Genomic DNA, 16,658 nt, shown 5'->3' on the forward strand with positions numbered 1-16,658 from the left:
CAAAGAGCGTATGCGGGCGCGTCGTGCGCGGCGGTCGGCGCCGGATCAGTGAGCGAGTTCTTGCAGGTGGGAGAAGATGTCCCGTAGCTGCCGGGGCACGTCCTGGGCCGTGGTGAGGGTGCTGGCCAGCCCGTAGACCATGGCGGGTTTGCCGTTGGGGCTGTTGTTTCCGGCTTGGTTTTGGATCATGTCGAGGATGCGGGTGCTGAATTTCTTGCCGTCGCGGTGAGCCGTGAAGTCGTGGGCTTGCCAGGTCTGCGGGGCCGGGCGAGGCCAGTGAGTGTTGGCGGCGGTGGCCCACTGCTCGTCGCTGAAGAGTTCTTCCAGTTCGTTGTAGCCGTCGGCTTCTCCGACGTAGGAGACGTGCTTTTCGAGGTCGAGACCGGCGCGCCGGAGGCGTTCGTCTTTGAAGAGTTTGTTGGTGCGGCTGTCGGCGTCCACCATCAGCATCACTGTGCGTTGGTGTTTGACGAGGTAACGGGCCAGGTGCAGGGCTCCCTCGTTGTTCTCGCAGCCCCACAGGGCGATACCTGCTGCCTGGAGGGACATGTTCTGGGCCAGGCGGAACAGCAGCGGCAGGCTCTTTTGCTCTGTGTCGCCCTCGACGGCCAGGAAGCAGCGCTCGTGGAGCAGGACGGAGTTGCGCAGACCCAGCGATGCCGCGATCTGGCCCAGGTGGAAGTCAATCCCGTCGTGCTGGTCGTCATCGAGCCGTTCGACGACGGTGCGCCCGCCACGTCCAAGGCTCAGGTGGACGACATCAGCAATGTCGACGCCGTCGATGAGGTTCATCGAGTGGGTGGCGACCATGACGCTGACATGGGGCAGGGCGCACTGCTTGCGGATGATGTCCATGACCGTGCGCTGGTGGCGGTAGTCAAGGTGGGTGTCGGGCTCGTCGTAGACGACGATGGTCTGCGTGGGCTGGGTGGCCGCGGGTTCTCCTGATGCGGCCAGTTCGGCGTTCTCCAGAAGGTTGCTGGTCCACTCCCAAACGGCCAGGGCGATACGGCGGGTACTTCCCTGACCGGCGCGCGTCAGGTCGACCGGTTCACCATCGGCTCTCGAGACGTGCAGCGGGGCACCCTGGAAGCCTCCCTTGAAGGAGACCATGGGCTTCACGTTTACGCTGACGTACTCGGCGCAGTGCTGGCGGATGTGATGACACAGGGAGTCGGCTTCCTTCTCCAGCCGCTGGGTGATCTCCCCCTCGATCTCCCGGACGCGGCCCTGAAGGGTCTCGTCCTCCAAGTGCGTCTTGTAGCTGCTGCTCAAAGCGGTGCGCACGGCGTCATCGGGGCTCTCGTCCTTCCCACCGAACGACAAAAGCCGCGGGAGTCGTTCCTCGAGTGTCTTGGGGAGCAGCTGCCACCCCTCGTCCTGGGGCAGCCCCCTGGCGTGCGCCCTCAGCTCTGCCAGCAGATCCTCCTTGAGGTTTCCTGCTGGAGACAGCCCGTATTCGGCAACAAGCGCCGTCAGCGCCGGCTTGAGCAGCCGGCCCAGGTCACGCAACCGCGGGTCGGCGGGCTGGCTGCCGAAATACTCCAGGCAGGTCGCCTCCCCCAGCAGCGAGCGCCGGCGGATACGCACACGTTCGCCGACCCCGCTCTGGGCCTGTTCCTCGGCGTCCAGCCGGAACTGGCCCTCCACCCAGGTTTCGGCGCACCGCCGCCCCTTGGAACCCTCCTCGTCCTGCACGTAGGTGCGGTCTTCGTCGGTCAGGCGGTGGGCGCCGAGAAGGAAGGCCAGCGCGGCCAGCACCGCACTCTTGCCACCGTCGTTGCGGCCGGCCAGGACAGTGGGCCGGCTGACCGGGATGTCCGTGACCTGAGCTAGGGAGCGGAAACCGCGCGCGGAGTAGCTGTCGAGATACACGGGAGGAGCTGCTCCGTATCTCCCCGTCCAGAGCGGACAGAGGCGTGGTGTGCGGCAAGCGCGGAGGCTGATGAGGCACCTGTGCCACAGGCACAGGCCGTCATATTAAATGGCGTTGAACAACTGGGGTGGCTTTTGCGTCAGTTGAACCAGCCAGTAGGGTCGGGGCCCCGGCGCAGGCGCGCCCCTATCTTTTGTCAGACAAGACCCGGGTGGACCGCTTCTTCGCATACCTGATCGATATTCGGCAGGAGGTTGAATTGGCTCGGATTCGACCATGGTCCCTCTGACGGGAAGTTCCAGCCCGAGCACTAAAGCGAGCACGTCTCGGAGGTTGAGGTAAGCCACGGGGCATCGGGCGGCAATCGCAGACAGGTGCCGCAGGAGATGCGGGCGCAGTGTGTGCCCGCGCCGCCGGAAAGCCAGCTCGGGTGGATCAGGACCATCTCTCGCGGGCAGCCACTGTCCTGGCCCCGTGTGGTGCTGCTGGTCGCTCGGTACTGCCGCCTTCCCGCAGGGGGCAGGCGGCGGTGATGTCGGCGGGCCGGTTGCGTGCCGGGGTGGAGGTGAAGAAGGCGCGCAGGGTCTGTTCGATGTGCTGTGCGCGGCCTGTGCCCTGGGCGGCGGCCTCGAGCAGGGACGCAACGGAAGAGCATGATCGGCAACACCTGCCGTACCGGCCCTCCCGTCGTCTGCCTCGGTTTCGATCCTGTGATGGACACAGAGCATGTCAACGATCATTCGGGGTCGCTGTCTTGGGCCGAGGGCCTCAGCCGGGCGAGCATGCTTTGTCGGACAGGATGAAGACGCCGGAGCGAGTCACTGTCCATGCTCGTCGAACTGGAGGAAACGCGCCCTGGACGGAACAGAGCGGTCTTGGCGAGAGGGGTCTGGCGTTGGAGCTTTTCGAGACAGTGGGCGTCGGGCGGTTGCCCCTCGGTGACAAGGGTGCAGCAGCTGCGATGGCTGCGGCGTTCGCGGCTATCGATGTAGCGGGGGCCGTCCACGCGGTCGACCTCGATTCGGGCGCGGAGGTGGGGTTGCAGCCCGATGAGCCGGTGGTACTGGCAAGCGTCTTCAAGGTGCCCGTCCTGGTCCATCTCTTCGCCATGGCGGCAGAGGGACTGGTCGACCTGACGGAGCGGATCGAGGTCCCGTCCGATGGGCGCACTGTGGGTCCGACCGGCTTGTCGGTGATGCGTGACGCGGTCGAACTGTCGGTGCGTGATCTGGCGCTGTCGATGATGAACGTCAGTGATAACGCGGCGACGGATGTGCTGATGGATCGGTGGGCTGACGCGGCGTCGGTCAATGCGCGTATGGGGAGGCTGGGGTTCGAGCAGATCCACGTCATCGGTTCGTGTAGCACTCTGTTCGACACGCTCACTCAGGACATCGGGCGACCGTTGGAGGAGGGGCTGGAGGCGGTGAGCGACGAAGCCATCCTTGCTTCGCGTGCCCTGAATCCGCTGCGCACGACACGGGGGACGCCTCGGGCTGTCAGCCGCCTGCTGTCGGCGATTTGGAATGACGAGGTGGCTCCCGCAGAGATGTGCGAGGAGATTCGTCGGATCCTGCGTCTGCAGGTGTGGCCTCACCGGTTGCGCAGCGGCTTTCCTGGCGATGCGATCCGCATCGCGGGCAAGACGGGCAGCTTGCCCTTCGTTCGCAACGAGGTGGGGGTTGTGGAGTTTCCCGACGGAGGCCGGTATGCGGTGTCGGTCTTCGTGCGGCAGCGCGTCCGTGACTTCGGGCTGCCGAGCGCTGACCAGGTGATCGGGACCGTCGCGCGCATCGCAGTTGATTCTCTGCGGAGGCGTTGACCCGCACACGGTGCCCTGGAGGAGGCGGGCGCGGTGGCCTGGGTGCGCGGCGATCTCGGCTTGATGAGACGAGGAGTGTTTGTGGCATCCGAGGAGATTCGCGGCGATGGGGCGCTTGAGGAGTTCCTGCGTGGGAGCGCCGAGCGGCACGGGGTGCCTGGGGTTGCGGTGGGCGTTGTCCACGACCGCGTCGTGTATGCGGCGACGTGTGGGGTGACGAGCACGGCCGATCCGTTGCCGGTGGACGCCGACACCTTGTTCATGATCGGCTCCACTACGAAGACTGTGACGGCGACCGCTGTGATGCGTCTCGTGGAGGACGGTCGGCTGTCCCTGGATGATCGAGTGGTCGACTACCTTCCGGGGCTTCGGCTGGCCGACGCGCAGGTCCGCGAGCGGGTGACCGTGGGTCACCTGCTGACGCACACGGCCGGATGGGACGGCGACGTGGAAGAGAACTGGGGATGGGGCGACGACGCCTTGTCCCGGCTGGCTGTCGATGGCCTGGTCGCACTCCCCCAGCTGACCGAGCCAGGCACGGTGGCGTCCTACAACAATGCCGCCTTCCTGCTGGCAGGACGGCTGGTCGAGACGGTCACCGGGATGCCCTACGAGCAGGCGGTGCGCGACATGGTGCTGGAGCCGCTGGGGATGGGCGAGACGTGTTTCGCGCCGCACGAAGTCGCACACCGCCGGCACGCGGTTGGCCACATGCCCGAGGGCGGGCGGGAGATCGCGTACAAGGCATGGCCCATGTGGCGGGCGCACAATGCTGCGGGTGGCTTGTGGAGCTCGGTGCGCGACCAGCTCCGCTATGCCCGTTTTCACCTGGACGGCACTTCGGCCGGTTCTTCGCCGGTCGGCGAGCGCACTCGCGTGGACATGCAACAGGCCCGGGTGGACATAGGCGGCGCGCGTCGGGTGGGGATCTCCTGGATGCTGCGCGACCGCGGGTCACTGCGGATGGTCAGCCATGGCGGGAACATCTCCTTCCAGCAGTTGTCGTCGTTCGACATGGTGCCTGACGCCGGGTTCGCGGCGACTGTGCTGACCAATGCCAGCGGTGGACGGATGGTGATCCGGGAGGTGACCGACTGGGCGCTGGAGCACTTTCTCGGTGAGCCGGGCCCGGCTCGCGCTGTCGTTCGCGCACCGGATCCGGCAGTGCTGGAGGAGTATGTCGGCAGTTACCGGATGGCGTTGTGCAAGGTCGAGGTGACCCGGTGCGGGGAGGACCGGTTGACCATCGCCATGGTGTTCCCCTCCGGTTCGCCAGACAGGATCGCCGCGCCTGCGCCTGTTGATGTCTTGGTGGGCGCACGGGATCGGCTGGTTATGGTGGCCGATCCAAGGGAAGAGGTCGGCGACTTCCTCCGTGCTCCTGATGGGAGCGTCCGTTGGCTGCGCTGGGGCATGCGGCTGGCCTGCCGCGTGGAGTGACAGCCCTGCGGGTTGGTGTTCCGGCCCGCCTCCTGAGGAAGGGGGGCCGGCAGTGACCAGTTCTGTGATGCTCTACCGCTGGGAGCGGTGGGTTGCGCCGGTCTGGCGCGCACTGGCTGCTTACCGCAGGCGATCCAGGGCGATGTACCTGCTGGCGACTGTCACCTCTTGGAGGGCGTCGGCGTCGACATCTACGCCGATGCCGGGGCCGGTGGGCACTGTCAGGTGTCCGTCGTCCAGGACGAACGGGGTGGTGATGTCCTGGGTGTAGAAGCGATTGGAGGCTGAGACGTCGCCGGGCAGGACGAAGTTGGGCAGGGCGGCCAGGGCCACGTTGGCGGCCCGTCCCAGTCCGGTCTCCAGCATCCCTCCGCACCACACTGGAACGCCCAGGGCGTCGCATACGTCGTGGATGCGGCGTGCTTCCAGGTAGCCACCGACTCGGCCAGGCTTGATGTTGACCACCGCGCACGCGCCGATGGCGATGGCGTCGGCTGCCGACCGGGCGGAGGTGATCGATTCGTCAAGGCACACGGGCGTGGTGATCCGCTTGGCGAGTTCGGCGTGGCCGCGGACGTCGTGCTCGGGAAGCGGCTGTTCGATCAACAGCAGGCCGAAGGGATCCAGACGTGCCAGGTGGCTGGCGTCGGCGAGGGTATACGCGGTGTTCGCGTCCACTTGGAGCAACAGGTCTTCGCCGAATTGCTTGCGCACGGCGCGCACGGGCTCGATGTCCCAGCCGGGCTCGATCTTCAGCTTGATCCGCGCGTATCCCTCGGCCACATAGTCGGCGACCGCGTCAAGCAGTGCGTCGACGGAGTCCATGATGCCGACTGAGACGCCGGCGGGCACTCGGTCGTGCACCGCGCCCAGGCGCGTAGCGAGGGAGGTGTTGCAGGCTCGCAGTTCGGCGTCGAGGACGGCCGTTTCTACTGCGGCCTTGGCCATGCGGTGGTCCTTGACCGGGGCCAGCAGCGGGGCGATGCGCGCGGCGGATATGTCTGGGGCTGTCGCCAGACGTGGCAGGAGGAAGTCTTTGATGACCTGTTCGGCGCCGTCGAGGTATTCAGCGGAGTACACCGGAGCGGTCATGGCGACGCATTCTCCCCACCCCTCGGCATCAGGGATGACGGCTCGTACGAGGAGCAGGTCGCGGGTGTCCTGGGTGCCGAACGAGGTTCGGAACGGAGAGACGAGCGGGAGCTGCACGCGTCGCAGCTCGAAGCCGTCGATCTTCACGAAAGTTCCCTCCGGGTGAGCAGGTAGTGACCGGTCCGGGTCATGGTCCGGATCTGCAGGCCGTCCTTCGCCGCGTGGGTGAGCGCGGTGCGCAAGGCGAGCCGCCACCGGGCCGCCAAGGCCGGATCGTCGCGTCGCAGCACGTCGATGTCGGGGGGGATGAAGCAGGTCTGGAGGTCGGCGGTGGCGGGCTCGTGGGCGGGCTCGCCGGTGTGTGACTCGACGAGTCGTGGCTGGGCATGGGGGACAGCGTCCGTGACGGCGTCCGCCGCCTTTGGGGTCGCGCCGCGTGCCAGGGCTGCGACCTCCGGTGAGAACAGTGGCCAGCTCAGGTACAGCCGGTCGCTTCCCTGGCCGGCGTTGATGCCGTCGGTCATCTCGCCGTAGAAATCGGGTAGGTAGGTGACGGCCTGGGCCCCTAGTTTGGCGAGGTTGAAGTAGGCGTTGCGTCGCACGAGTGGGTCAAAGGTCCAGGTCACGGTCCGGATGCCGCGGCGCATGGCCCATGCCCGCTGGTGGATCTTCAGGGCGTAGCCGATGCCGCGTGCCTGGGTGCCGGCGGCAACCCCGCTGATGTGTGAGTGCAGGGTCGGTCGGTCTTGCATGCCACAGAACGCCACGGAGGCGCCGAGCAGTTCGTTGCCGTCGAAGGCTCCGACCACATAGTTGCCGGCGTGGGCCAGGGCTCGCATGACGTCGGAGCTCAGAGGCGGCCGATCGGGGGCGGTACGCCAGACTTTTGTGAACAGCGCGGCGATCCGACGCAGGTCGGGCACATCGCTGAGCTCTCGTACCTCGACGCCCGCTCGGTCTGCGATCGCGGCAGCCGCGGCAATCGCAGCGCTCAGGGTGCTGGCCTCGGCAGGGACACAGGCCGGGGCGGGAGGAGGGGTAGTAGCCACGTCCCTACTGTGCGGCTGTGCGCGGCCGGGGGCATCGTCGTCCTGTCCCAAGCGTCGGGAGCTGTTTGGTGGGCGGCAACGAGTGCCCACAGGCGGGGCGGCGAGAGCGGGCCGGTGTCAGGTGAGCAGGCGTAGTTGCAGCCACAGGACGAGGCGTTGGTCAGCATCGGTCAGGTCCACGCCGAACAGCTCGGCTGTGCGCCGGATCCGGTACCGGAAGGTGTTCTGGTGGACGTGCATGTTCTCCGAGGCCGCGGCCACGTCCCCGAAGGAGTCGAAGTAGGCCAGCAGGGTCGCGGCGTAGCAGGTTTGCTTGTCGGCGTCGTGGCGCAGCATGGCGGTCACGGAGGGTAGTTGGGCTCGGGGGTTGTCGGCGATAGCGTCAGAGAGGTCGAGCAGTACGGCCTGACAGTGGACGTCTTCGATGCGGGCGATGCGGCCTCGGTTGGGGTCGGCCGTCAGGACGCTGAGCACGCGGTCGGCCTCGGTACGGGAGCGCCGCACGTTGTCGAAGCCGATCACTGGGGAGCCGATGCCTGCGGTGAGCTGGACCTGCAGGGATTCTTCAGCTCGGTCCAGGACGGTTTCTGCCAGGGCGGTGATCCTTGCGGTGGGCGTGTCCTGGGTCAGGGGCAGGAGGGTGTAGACGACTCGGCCGTCCAGGACGCAGGACGTGGAGCGGGCCGTTGTTTCGCCGTAGGCGGTGATGAGGTCGCACACTTGCAGGCCGACGATGTCGGCGGGGGCGTTATCGGGTCCGGCAGGCAGCTGGAAGGCGAGGACTGCCATGGGTCCGGGGTCGATACCCAGACGGGCGGCCGGTGATTCGGCGGTCTGTCCGGTGAGCAGGTTTCGCAGCAGTTCGCCGCGGGCGCGGCGTTCCAGGTCCTGGGCGCTGCGCAGGCGCAGCAGGTGCAAGGCTGCGACGCGGGCTGCATCGGCCAGGGCCTGTTCGGCTTGTGGGCCGAAGGGCGCTTCTGATTCGACGGCCCAGATCGATCCGAGTACCTCCGCGCCGGCGCGGACCGCGACGGCCAGCCGTGGCAGTGGGGCGACGTCCTCGACACGGATCACGCTCTCGACACGCCACATTTTGCGGTAGACGCGCAGGTAGGCGTTGTGGTCGGGAACCTGGCGGCCGAGGATGCTGTCGCGGCGGGCGTCGTCGATGCACTGGCCGGGAAGGTTGGAGTAGGCCAGGACCTTCTGGCTCGGGTCTTCGATGGTGATCGCGCCACCGACCATGGCGGCCACCGCGTTGGCGAGGGCGAACAGGTCGCCGACGGCCACGGTTGAGATGAATCCTTGGGTGTCGCGGCCTTGGCTGCCGGCGGCTGCGGTGAGCAGGGAGTCGACGTGGCGCCACGGGATGGTGTCGGCAATGGCCACGACGGCGACGCCCGCAGCGGTGGCGGTCTCCACCAGTCGGGTGGAGTCGGTCCCCCGCGTTTTTACGGCGAGGGCAGCCGCGCCAGCTCTGCCCAGAGCCGGGAGGGCATCGAGCAGGCCGGGGGAATCGGGGCGCATGCCGATGGCCAGGACCATGGCTCCCTCGCGTATGGGTTCGTCCTCCTCGGTGACGTCGAGGATCGCCTGCTCGGTGACCGGAACGTCGAGCCCGGCGGGCGCGACGAGGACGTGCATGGCGGAGGCGCCCAGCAGGGTGGTGACCTGGCCGAGGGTGAGGCGGGTGTATTCGTTCGTCACGTGCATCCTTCCGTGCGGTCCACAGGTGCGTGTCCGCACTCCCAAGACTCGTGCCGCGGCCTGGTCAGCTGTATGTCCTGGTGCACAGGATGAGACGGGGCTCTTCGTCGGGGAGGACGACGCCCACGGTACAAGATCGGCGCAGACTGGCCAGGGTTCACCGATCCGCAGTGGGGAGAGCGCCTGTGTACGACCTCAAGTTTCGTGGCGGAACCGTCCACGATGGTCTCGGTTCACCGGCGGTCCGCGCCGATGTCGCGGTCATGGGCGACCGGGTGGTGGCGGTCGGTTCGGACCTGGGTCCAGCCCGTCGCGAGATCGATGTCGAGGGGCTGGTCGTGGCTCCGGGCTTCTTGGACCCGCACAGCCACTCGGACATGGTGCCGATGATGGATCAGCCTCAGCCGTTCAAGCTCCTGCAGGGGGTGACGACGGAGATCGCAGGCAACTGCGGGTACTCCCCCGCCCCGATGGATGCTGCCGCCGCCGAGGAGGCCGCCGCGCTCTTCGGGGATCTATCGGCTGGTTCTCGGTACGGGACGAGCACATTCGCCGACTTTCTCGACGCCCAGGAGACCGCCGGGCCGACGAATCACATGGCGATGCTGGTGGGCCACCACACCCTGCGGTTGACAGCCAACGGCATGGAGCGCGACCTGGCGCCGGGTGGGCTGGAGCAGATGGTGGAGTTGGCCGAGGAGGCTTTCGCCGCTGGCGCCGTGGGCTTCTCCACAGGCTTGATCTATACGCCGGGTTCTTACGCCGGCATTGAGGAGCTGGTGGCGATCGGACGGGTGGCTCACCGGTGGGGCCGTCTGTACGCCACCCACATGCGTGATGAGAGTGACGCGCTGGAGGAGGCCCTGGACGAGGCGATCGAGGTCTCCCTGCGTTCCCGGATCCCGCTTCAGGTGTCGCACTGCAAGGCGGCGGGGCTGGCCAATCACGGCAAGGGGCCCGCGCTGCTCAGGAAGCTGCATGATGCGCGCAGGGCGGGCGTGGACGTGCGCGGTGACCAGTACCCGTACCTTGCCGGCGGGACGATGATGCACGCGCTGCTTCCTCCGCAGGCGCTTGTCGGCGGAATGGGCGCGCTGCGCCAGCGTTTGAAGAGCGTCACCGAACGGGCTCGGCTGAAGGCGCGGGCGACGGCCCCGGACGCCGCTGTCGCGTCGGGTCTGTGGCGGCAGGTCGAGCCGTCTGACGTGCTGGTGATCCGGCACGCACGGCCGGGCGTCACCGGCCGAGATCTGGCCGTCGTCGCAGGCGACCGCGATCCGTGGGAGACGCTGTGCGACCTTCTCCTTGAGGACGGGAACGCGATGATCGTGCCGACGATGATGTCCGAGGAGGACATGCGGACGATCATGGCCGACCCGCTGATCGGGATCGGCTCGGACAACGGAATGCCGATGGGGCTTGACCATCCGCGGACCTGGGGCTGCTTCCCGCACTTCTTGGGCCGCTATGTACGGCAGGAGGGCCTGGTGAGCTGGCCTGAGGCGATCCGGAAGGCCACGTCTGCCACCGCTGCGCAGTTCGGGTTGACCGGACGCGGTTGGCTCGGGGCCGGTGCAATCGCCGACATCACCGTGTTCGATCCCGAGACGGTCGGACACGACGGTACGTATACGGTGCCGGACGTTCAGCCCACCGGAATCTCGTTCGTGGTGTTGGCCGGGCATGTCGTAGTCGACCAGGGCGAATTCACCGGGGGCCGACTCGGGCGAGTCCTGCGGTCGGGCCACGCCGAGCGTCCGGCCCGTGCCGAGGCTACGGGCGTGTCCGCGTGAATCGTCGAGCACTGCTGGAGGCAGCCCGCGCAGCGGCGCCCCGCATGCGGGAGAACCTGGCCCGACTAGTGTCCCAGGAGTCGTTCTCCTCCGACCTGCCGTCGCTGCACGCGTGCGCTGACCTGGTGGCCGAGCTGGGCACCGCTGCTGTGGGGCGCACGCCGGAACGCATCGAACTGGAGGGCCGACCCCACCTGCTGTGGCGTGGTTCCGGCGACGGCGACGTCCTGCTGCTGGGGCATTTAGACACAGTGTGGCCGATCGGCACGCTGGCGGGGTGGCCGTTCTCGATCGACGGTGACCTCGCCACCGGGCCGGGCGTGTTCGACATGAAGACCGGCATCGTTCAGATGCTCGAGGCGGTGAAGCTGCTGGAGTCCACCGAACGCGTCGCAGTGCTGCTCACCTCCGACGAGGAACTGGGCTCGCCGTCGTCGCAGAAGCTGATCCAGGAGACGGCGCGGGACTGCCGGGCGGTCTTGGTGACTGAGCCGAGCGCGTCCGGTGCGTTGAAAACGGCCCGCAAGGGCATCGGCACCTACCGGCTTATGGTCCACGGCCGGGCGGCCCACGCCGGGCTGGAGCCGGAGAAGGGCGTCAACGCCACCGTGGAGCTGGCAGCCCAGATCCTGCGCGTCGCCGCGCTAGCGAATGCTGAGGCCGGCACCACTGTCACTCCGACAGTGGTCGGCGGCGGCAGCACCATGAACACCGTCCCGTCGCACGCGTGGGTGCAGGTCGACGTCCGCGGCTGGACTGCTGCAGAACTGGAACGGGTCGACGCCGGAATGCGGGCACTGACGGTGAACACGCACCAGGCGTCGCTGGAGCTGTCCGGTGGAATCAATCGGTACGCCCTGGAGGCGCGCAGCTCTGCATCGGTGTTCGCGCTGGCCTGCCAGGAGGCTGAGGTCCTTGGCCTGGAGCCGCTGCGCGGTGTGAAGGTCGGCGGCGGCTCGGACGGGAACATCACCGCGGCACTGGGTGTGCCCACGCTGGACGGCATGGGCGCAGTGGGCGACCACGCCCATGCCGAGGGTGAGTTCGCAGACCTGTCCGTTCTCCCGGAGCGCACTGCTTTGACGGCGGCCGTGATCGAGCGGCTGCTCACCGGGGGCTGAGCTGGGCCGGTTTGGCGCCTGCGGTACGGAAGCGGAAAGCCTTCGTCCGCAGGCTTTCGTCGTGGCGCACCAGTGAGGCCGCGGCCCGTACCCCGGGCTGCAGTCCGGGGACCTCCTGCCGCAGCGCGCAGGGCCGGAGCTTTGTGCGCCTCTGGGGTACCGGTCGGAAAACTGATCTTCGAAATACTGGCCGATCGCGGTCAGCGACGCTCTGCAGTGCCTGTGAGGTGAGAGCGGTTGGTCACGTGCGGTCCGGCCACGTGAGGTGATGAACGCGGCAGAGCGGCGCGTCAGCCGGTCTTGCGGATGGCCCGTCCGCTGAAGTGCAGGTAGCGGCTGCCGTCGTCGAGGGCGACTGTCACTATCGGCACCCAGGGCGTGGAGGGCTCCGGTTGCAGCAGGTACAGGCCTTGCGTGGAGTCGACGGCGACGATGGGCTGGGTCGTCGTGGGCTGCTCGGATCCAGTGAGGTCCTGAGTGATGGTCGTTGTCAGCGTTGGGGTGCCGTCCCGGCCGGGGGCGAGTTCGGCGTGCAGGCCGTATGCCTCGTAGGTGCCGTACCAGTCCCCCAGGTCAGGCTCGAGCGGTTCGGCGGGTGGCGTCGGCCAGTCGGGTTCGCGTAGTCCGGTCAGGGGGGTGATGAGCTCGTTGACGAGGGTGTGCCACATCTCCCTGGCGCGACCACCGTTGGTGAGGAGCACGAGCGCGGTCTTGTGGTCGGGGAGCACCCGGAGGAAGGCGTGTTGGCCGAACGTGGCACCGTCGTGGCCGTAGATACGCTGCCCGTCCCAGGTAGGCAGCAGCCAGCCCAGGCCCCAGTGGGTCGCCAGGGTCCACCGGTCGGGCACTTCGGTCTGAGGCGATCGCATGGCTCGGGTCGACTCCGCGGACAGTACGCGGGTGCCGTCGGCAGCAAGGCCGTCGGCGAGGTGCATGCGGGCAAAGGTGATGAGGTCCTCAGCTGTCGAGCAGACATTGCCCGCCGGGCCGGCCGATCGAGGTATGTCCCATCGTGAGGCGGGCTTAGGGTATGCCCCATCCGTGCCTGGTCCCGGGTGGCCCAGGGCGGCACGGAACCGCAGTACGTCCTCAGGGAAGGTGAACGATTGGTTCATGCCCAGGGGGCGGAGGAGCAGCTCGTGCAGGGCGGAGTCCCACGTCTTGCCCGTGATGACCTCGACGAGGCGGCCGGCCAGGGTGAATCCGGTGTTGCAGTAGGACTGCATAGCGCCCAGGGGGTGGACCTGTCCGAGATTCGCGCACAGTGCGGTGTACCGCTCCAGGGCGTCGTCACCGCGCCCTGTGTCATCGAAGACGTCGCCTTCGATGCCGCTGGTGTGGATGAGCAGGTGCCGCATGGTCAAAGAGGCGGTGGTGTCGGCGTCGGCGACCTTGAAATCAGGGAGCATCTCGACGAGGGGACGGTCGAGGTCCACCAGGCCCTCATCGACAAGCCGCATCACCACACTGGTGGTCAGGACCTTGGTGATGGAACCGATCTGGAAGAGGGAGTCGGTGGTGACCTCGACTCCTGTGGTGCGGTTGAGCAGGCCGGTCACAGCGGTCGTCGTCCCAGCGCCGGTGTAAAGGGCCAGCGAGGCCCCAGGGACCTTGTAGCGCTCGGCTAGTTCGGTCAAGCGTGATTGGAGCAGCACGCGGTCGACGGTCATGGATTCTCCTCGGTTGTGGTTTCCGCGGAAGGGGATGACGGCCCGGTGGGGCGCTCAACGTCACAGGGCCTGGCCGGTCAGACCAGCAAGGCTTCACTGGACAGCGCTCGAGCGAGGCCGCCGCCTCAATAAGTGGCGGACTCAGGCGCCTGGATGGCAGCAGCGTTTGCCTGCGTCTGGGTGAAGTGGCAGGCGGCGTGGTGCGCCCGGCCGGCCGCGCCGAGCTGCGGGTCGAGGGTGGCGCAGATGGCACGGTCGGTGTGGGCGGCCGGCCCTATGGGGCAGCGCGGATGGAAGCGGCAGCCTCGCGGGGGATGGTGCGGGTCGGGTGGTTCCGTGTCGCCGGTGGGCGCCGGGATGTCAGTCCAGGTCCGGCCTAGTCGGGGTAGGGAGGCCAGGAGCGCCTGGGTGTAGGGGTGGCGAGGGTTGGACACCAGTTGTTGAGCGGGTGCGGTCTCGACAATGCGCCCGAGGTACATCACGGCGATGTCATCGCTGACGTATCTGACTACCTCCAGGTTGTGTGAGATGAAGAGCATGGAGGTGCCTGAGCGTTGCTGGATCTCGCGGATGAGGTTGAGCACCGCGCCTTGCACAGATACGTCCAGTGCGCTGGTGATCTCGTCCGCGACGATGAGTTGGGGTTCGGCCGCCAGGGTACGAGCGAGGGCGACGCGTTGCCGCTGTCCACCGGACAGCCGATTGGGCCTGAGCGTGGCGTGTTCAGGGGAGAGTGCCACCCTCTGCAGGAGTCGTCCGACCTCGGCGCGCCTGATCTGTTGCGGCATCCGCGGACCGGGTCGGGTGGTGAGGGCTTCCTCGATCGCGGCGCCGATGGTCATGCGGGGGTTGAGCGAGGCGTACGGGTCTTGGAAGATCATCTGTGTTTTGCGGCGGGCGCTGCGGGACACTGCGAGGTCCTGCCCGTCGAGGAGGATGCGGCCGGAGGCGATGGGGGTCAAGCCCACCACGGAGCGGGCAAGTGTGGATTTTCCTGATCCGGACTCGCCGACCAAGCCGACGATCCGTCCTGGCGGGACGGTCAGGTTCACGCCGTCGACAGCGGTCATGGCACGACGCCCCCGACCGAAGCGCACCGTCAGTTGCTCGATCTGGAGTCCGGTCATGTGGATCCCGCCGTCTTCGTCAGGTCGCTCTGGCCACCGGTGGCGCTGGGCTGCGATCGGGGGCTGTCGGCGAAGGGTTCCATGGGGTGCCAGCAGGCGACGCGGCTGCCGTTGTCGCGGATGGTGAGCGGCGGCCGCTCCTGCCGGCAGTGGTCGGACGCCAGCGGGCAGCGGGGGGCGAAGGGACAACCGCTGGGTTGATCGGCCAGCTGCGGCGGGCGGCCTGGGATGGTGGCGAGCGGCTGATCGCGGTCGCTGTCCATGTGAGGGACGGCTTCCAGCAGCGCGCGGGTATAGGGGTGAGCCGGGCCTTCAAGGAGGGTCGGGGTATCAAGGTCTTCGACGATCCGGCCGGCGTACATCACGACCACGCGGCGGCACAGCGAGGTGACTACGGAGATGTCGTGGGAGATCAGCAGGATTGCGGCGCCGGTCTCTTGGTTGACTGTGCCCAGAAGGCGGATGATCTGTTCTTGGACGGTGACGTCCAGGGCAGTCGTCGGCTCGTCGGCGATGATCAGTTTGGGTTGCCCCATGAGCCCCATGGCGATCATGGCGCGTTGACGCATGCCGCCAGACAGCTCGTGCGGGTACTGGCCCATCCGGATCTCCGGGCTGGGAATCCGGACGCCGCGCAGTTGGCGCACTGCCAGCGCGGTGGCCCTTGCGTGGCTGAGTCCGCTGTGTGCTTCGGTGGCTTCGGTGAGCTGGCGTCCCATGCGCAGGGCCGGGTTGAAGGAGCTCATCGGGTTCTGGAAGACCACTGCCAGTGAGGTGCCGAGGAAGGTGCGCCGCTCGGCGTCGGTGAGGCTATCCAGATCGCGGCCGGCGATCTCGACAACTGTGGCGCTGGATCTGCCTGGTGGGGGCAGGATCCCGGCGAGGGCCATGGCTGTCATCGTCTTGCCGCTGCCTGACTCGCCCAGGATGCCTACGGTTTCACCGCGGCTCACGTCCAGGTCCAGGTCGTGGATGGTGTGTATCTCGCCCTCCACCGTCGGGAAGACGACGGACAGTCCGCGCACTCGCAGGGCGTGCGGGCTGTCGCTGACCGTGAGGGTGTCTGCGGTCACGGTGGGCGCGCCTGGCTTGGCGGTCTGGGCGCCGCCGGAGCGGCGTGGGCTCTGGCCGAGGAGGGCGAACCGGGCTCGTCGGGCTGTGCGGGTGTGTTCGCCCCGGGCGAGGCTCGAGGCGGCCTCGCCGACCATGTTGAACACCACGCCAGCCAGGACGATGACGGCGGCGGCGCCGAGAGCGGCGGACGGGGAGGTGTAGATGCGGTTGAGGTTGTCTCCGAGCAGGCGCCCCCAGTCATAAGAGGGGGGCTGGACACCCAGACCTAGGTAGCTGAGGGCGGACAGCGCCACCAGCATCCCGCCGATGTTCATGGTGATGGTGATGATGAGGGGCTCGGCAATGTTGGGCAGGATGTGGCGGGATACCAGGCGGCGCCGGCCTACGCCGAGGATGCGGGACGCAGAGACGTAGTCCGATCCGGCGATCGAGGAGGCGAGGGTGTAGGTCAGTCGGGCGTACTGCGGCGCGGAGGCGACGCCGAGTGCGATGACCGCACCTTTGGCGCCGACGCCGACGACGGTTGCCACGCACAGAGCGAGCAGGAGACCGGGGAAAGCGATCGCGGTCTCGATCACTGACTCGCAGGCCCGGCGGACCCGTCCGGTCAGGACCGACGAGACTGCGCCGAGCACGATTCCGAGCCCTGCTCCGACCACGGTGGCAAGCAGGGCTAGCAGCAGGGACAGGCGGCTGGCGGTCAGCACGCGGGCCATCACGTCGCGACCGAGTTGGTCGGTGCCGAAGGGGTGCTTGAGGGAGGCGCCCTGCAGGGCCGCCGACACGTCGGTGCGGGCGGCGTCCTCAGCCCAGAGCAGGGGCCCGAGGACGGCGAGAAAGAGAAGCAGCAGTACTCCTGTGGTGGCAGTGATCGCCATGGGGCTTGT

The 16,658-nt window shown here is 67.7% G+C and carries 11 protein-coding genes; 4 read left to right on the top strand and 7 right to left on the bottom strand.

Going from position 1 to position 16,658, the window contains the following annotated elements; all coding sequences use genetic code 11:
- Nucleotides 1–45: 45 nt before the first annotated feature.
- Entirely contained in the window at nt 46–1,875 is a 1,830-nt protein-coding gene (locus tag ACZ4VW_RS31410) for an ATP-dependent nuclease (RefSeq protein ID WP_467968353.1), read from the bottom strand.
- A gap of 962 nt (nt 1,876–2,837) precedes the next feature.
- On the opposite strand from ACZ4VW_RS31410, the gene ACZ4VW_RS31415 reads away from it, so the two are divergent.
- The gene (locus ACZ4VW_RS31415) at nt 2,838–3,698 is read left to right on the top strand and encodes a serine hydrolase (RefSeq protein ID WP_467968385.1); all 861 of its coding nucleotides are present in this window, start codon (nt 2,838–2,840) and stop codon (nt 3,696–3,698) included.
- Nucleotides 3,699–3,779: 81 nt separating this feature from the next.
- Entirely contained in the window at nt 3,780–5,138 is a 1,359-nt protein-coding gene (locus ACZ4VW_RS31420) for a serine hydrolase domain-containing protein (protein WP_467968355.1), read from the top strand.
- Between the two features lie 120 nt (nt 5,139–5,258).
- On the opposite strand, the gene menC is transcribed toward ACZ4VW_RS31420, so the two are convergent.
- The 3 genes from menC to ACZ4VW_RS31435 form a co-directional block, all read right to left on the bottom strand.
- Nucleotides 5,259–6,377 (bottom strand): o-succinylbenzoate synthase, encoded by a 1,119-nt coding sequence (gene menC, locus ACZ4VW_RS31425; protein WP_467968357.1) that lies wholly within the window; start codon nt 6,375–6,377, stop codon nt 5,259–5,261.
- A complete protein-coding gene (locus ACZ4VW_RS31430) occupies nt 6,374–7,279 on the bottom strand; it encodes a GNAT family N-acetyltransferase (RefSeq protein ID WP_467968359.1) in 906 nt (301 codons plus the stop codon). The genes menC and ACZ4VW_RS31430 overlap by 4 nt, the downstream gene beginning before the upstream one ends.
- Before the next feature lie 117 nt (nt 7,280–7,396).
- A complete protein-coding gene (locus tag ACZ4VW_RS31435; protein WP_467968361.1) occupies nt 7,397–8,986 on the bottom strand; it encodes a PucR family transcriptional regulator in 1,590 nt (529 codons plus the stop codon).
- Nucleotides 8,987–9,171: 185 nt separating this feature from the next.
- Here ACZ4VW_RS31435 and ACZ4VW_RS31440 point away from each other — a divergent pair, with 185 nt between their 5' ends.
- Both ACZ4VW_RS31440 and ACZ4VW_RS31445 read left to right on the top strand, forming a co-directional pair.
- Nucleotides 9,172–10,779, top strand: a complete 1,608-nt coding sequence (locus ACZ4VW_RS31440) for an N-acyl-D-amino-acid deacylase family protein (RefSeq protein ID WP_467968363.1) — start codon at nt 9,172–9,174, stop codon at nt 10,777–10,779.
- A 44-nt stretch (nt 10,780–10,823) separates the two neighbouring features.
- The gene (locus ACZ4VW_RS31445) at nt 10,824–11,900 is read left to right on the top strand and encodes a M20 family metallopeptidase (protein WP_467968365.1); all 1,077 of its coding nucleotides are present in this window, start codon (nt 10,824–10,826) and stop codon (nt 11,898–11,900) included.
- A 290-nt stretch (nt 11,901–12,190) separates the two neighbouring features.
- On the opposite strand, the gene ACZ4VW_RS31450 is transcribed toward ACZ4VW_RS31445, so the two are convergent.
- From ACZ4VW_RS31450 to ACZ4VW_RS31460, 3 genes are all read right to left on the bottom strand, one after another.
- A complete protein-coding gene (locus ACZ4VW_RS31450; protein WP_467968367.1) occupies nt 12,191–13,570 on the bottom strand; it encodes a serine hydrolase domain-containing protein in 1,380 nt (459 codons plus the stop codon).
- Nucleotides 13,571–13,695: 125 nt separating this feature from the next.
- Nucleotides 13,696–14,697 carry an ABC transporter ATP-binding protein gene (locus ACZ4VW_RS31455; RefSeq protein ID WP_467968369.1) on the bottom strand — a complete coding sequence of 334 codons (1,002 nt, stop codon included), beginning with the start codon at nt 14,695–14,697 and terminating at the stop codon, nt 13,696–13,698.
- On the bottom strand, nt 14,694–16,649 hold the full coding sequence (locus ACZ4VW_RS31460) for a dipeptide/oligopeptide/nickel ABC transporter permease/ATP-binding protein (RefSeq protein WP_467968371.1): 1,956 nt from the start codon (nt 16,647–16,649) through the stop codon (nt 14,694–14,696). The genes ACZ4VW_RS31455 and ACZ4VW_RS31460 overlap by 4 nt, the downstream gene beginning before the upstream one ends.
- Nucleotides 16,650–16,658 lie beyond the last annotated feature (9 nt).

It is taken from the genome of Streptomyces sp. NPDC029139, assembly GCF_055564335.1.

Bases quoted from the DNA above. Each gene is read 5' to 3' on its own strand.
- ACZ4VW_RS31460 (WP_467968371.1), bottom strand. From the start codon at position 16,649: ATGGCGATCACTGCCACCACAGGAGTACTGCTGCTTCTCTTTCTCGCC.
- ACZ4VW_RS31415 (WP_467968385.1), top strand. From the start codon at position 2,838: ATGGCTGCGGCGTTCGCGGCTATCGATGTAGCGGGGGCCGTCCACGCG.
- ACZ4VW_RS31455 (WP_467968369.1), bottom strand. From the start codon at position 14,697: ATGACCGGACTCCAGATCGAGCAACTGACGGTGCGCTTCGGTCGGGGG.
- ACZ4VW_RS31445 (WP_467968365.1), top strand. From the start codon at position 10,824: ATGCGGGAGAACCTGGCCCGACTAGTGTCCCAGGAGTCGTTCTCCTCC.
- ACZ4VW_RS31450 (WP_467968367.1), bottom strand. From the start codon at position 13,570: ATGACCGTCGACCGCGTGCTGCTCCAATCACGCTTGACCGAACTAGCC.